General features: G+C 57.2%; 3 protein-coding genes. 2 read left to right on the top strand and 1 reads right to left on the bottom strand.

Annotation, left to right across the window (positions count from 1 at the left end; genetic code table 11):
- Nucleotides 1-227, bottom strand: a 227-nt coding sequence (locus EN939_RS38305) for a hypothetical protein (RefSeq protein ID WP_206528401.1), incomplete at its 3' end; no start/stop codon positions are given.
- A 90-nt stretch (nt 228-317) separates the two neighbouring features.
- On the opposite strand from EN939_RS38305, the gene EN939_RS32580 reads away from it, so the two are divergent.
- Both EN939_RS32580 and EN939_RS32575 read left to right on the top strand, forming a co-directional pair.
- Complete coding sequence (locus EN939_RS32580; protein ID WP_127271207.1) at nt 318-971, top strand: N-acetyltransferase; 654 nt, start codon at nt 318-320, stop codon at nt 969-971.
- Nucleotides 968-1828: cytochrome P450 (locus tag EN939_RS32575; RefSeq protein WP_164751439.1), on the top strand; the 861-nt coding region annotated here is incomplete at its 3' end. The genes EN939_RS32580 and EN939_RS32575, both read left to right, overlap by 4 nt.

The following is a 1828-nucleotide window of genomic DNA, read 5'->3' as shown; positions in this document are numbered from 1 at the left end:
GGCTGCTGCGACTTCATCCGCTGGCTGAGATTGGAGCATGCTTCAATCTCTGCTTCGCTCAGTCGGTCCAAATCCGTCCAAAGAACGGTGCCTCTGGAAATCTCAAGCAGATGCTCCCGTTCGTCATAGGGGACAAAGCGCACAGAACCCTGCAAATCTGTTCGAAAATAGAGTAGCAGGCTTGCCAGGGTATAGGCATGCAAGCGATGGCAAACATAGAAGATCATGAGACAACCCGCCCCTACTCATGCACTCATCAACAGCTGGTATCAGAAAATTATCGATTCGATATCGCAATTACGAGCCGCCTTTCGACGATGAAGATGATCGTATTTCAACAGCTTATGGCAGACGACGTTCCGGGCATGGCCGCGATGGAGGCCGCGGCCTGGGGACGACTCGGTGCCAGCGAAAAAACAATTCACCACCGGCTTTCGCTCGGGCATACAATGATCCTGGCCATGGTTGAGAACCTTGTTGCCGGCGCGATCTGCTTCGTGGAAACCAGCCAAGATCCGCACGATACGGGAAGGTTCCCCAAGACCTTCTCCGCCTACTCTTCGCTTGCCAGGAGCCGACCTGCACGGTCACTCTACGTGTACAATCTTGGTGTGCGACCCGAATTCCGCGGCACCGACATGGCACGCCGCCTGTTGTCGCAAATGTCTGACTATGGACGGCAGGTCGGTGCGCGTTGGTTGGTCGGCGACGGACGTTGCCCGTCCTACGCGGGAGCACAGGACGAGTTGCCCGACAAGGTTCGGCCGGATCCGGAATTTCGTCGGACCATCGACGATTGGCATCGGACCGGTGTCATGCCTTCGGTGGAATCCATAACGAGGGATCCGCTACTGCGGTTCTATAACCGTGTTCTCCGGTGCGAATTTCTACATCTCGCGTCCGATTTTCTACCTGAAGACATGAGTTCCGGCGGATTTCGCGTTATCTTTGCTGTCGATCTTGCCCGATGACAGATCAGGCTGATCTATTTGACCCCATCGCCCATGGCAGCGATGCGTTTCCCGAATTCGCCCGTCGTCGGAGTTCAGGAGGCGCCAGTTGGGGCAAACCTCCTTATCCCGAGGTCGGTGAAGCCTTCTACGTGTTCAGCCATGCGCTTGTTTCCCAGGCCTTGAAACACCCGCTGTTGCTGCAGGCACCGCCGGGCGCCTATCAGGAGGTCAGGCAAAAGATCAGCGCCAATCCGGCCCTGGACCTGTTGACCCGTTCCATGCTGCTGTCCGACCCGCCACGGCACATGCGCCTGCGCCGCCCATTGGCTGGTTCGCTAAGCTTTTCCTCCAGCAACGGGCTATTCGACCGGCTTGCGGCCAAAGCGTCGGAACTTACGCAGGCAGCTGTACAAAAACCGGAGTTCGACGCGGTTCGTGATATAGGCCTGCCGCTATCGTTTTCAGCCCTGGAACAGATCCTTGGTATTGACATGGACGATCCCTGGCGGATTGGCGCCGACGCACAGCTTATGGCCAACGCCCTGGAAATAAGGGCCGGCGGCGTAGACGAAGACGCAAACGATGCCTGCCGCCGGTTGGAGGCATGGGTATCCAGCGTGATAGAACACGGTACTGTGCGCCCAAACGGTATTTCAGCTCAGATGCTTGCCGAAGTCGAGGCTGGCCGCTGGCTGAGAGACGATGCCGTTGCAAACATCGTATTCCTGCTCTTTGCCGGGCAGGCGACAGTCGTCGATACCTTCGGCAATGCGCTGGTCGCGCTTGCACGCTTCCCAGAACAGCTTTCGCTGCTTGAAGATGGGAAAGTCAGTTGGTTTTCAGCAGCCGAAGAGCTGCTCCGTTTTTGCGCTCCA

The organism is Mesorhizobium sp. M7A.F.Ca.CA.002.05.1.1, assembly GCF_003998335.1.
GTDB lineage: Bacteria > Pseudomonadota > Alphaproteobacteria > Rhizobiales > Rhizobiaceae > Mesorhizobium.
The sequence above is the reverse complement of the archived record's forward strand: the minus strand, read 5'-3'. Positions and strand labels throughout refer to the sequence as shown.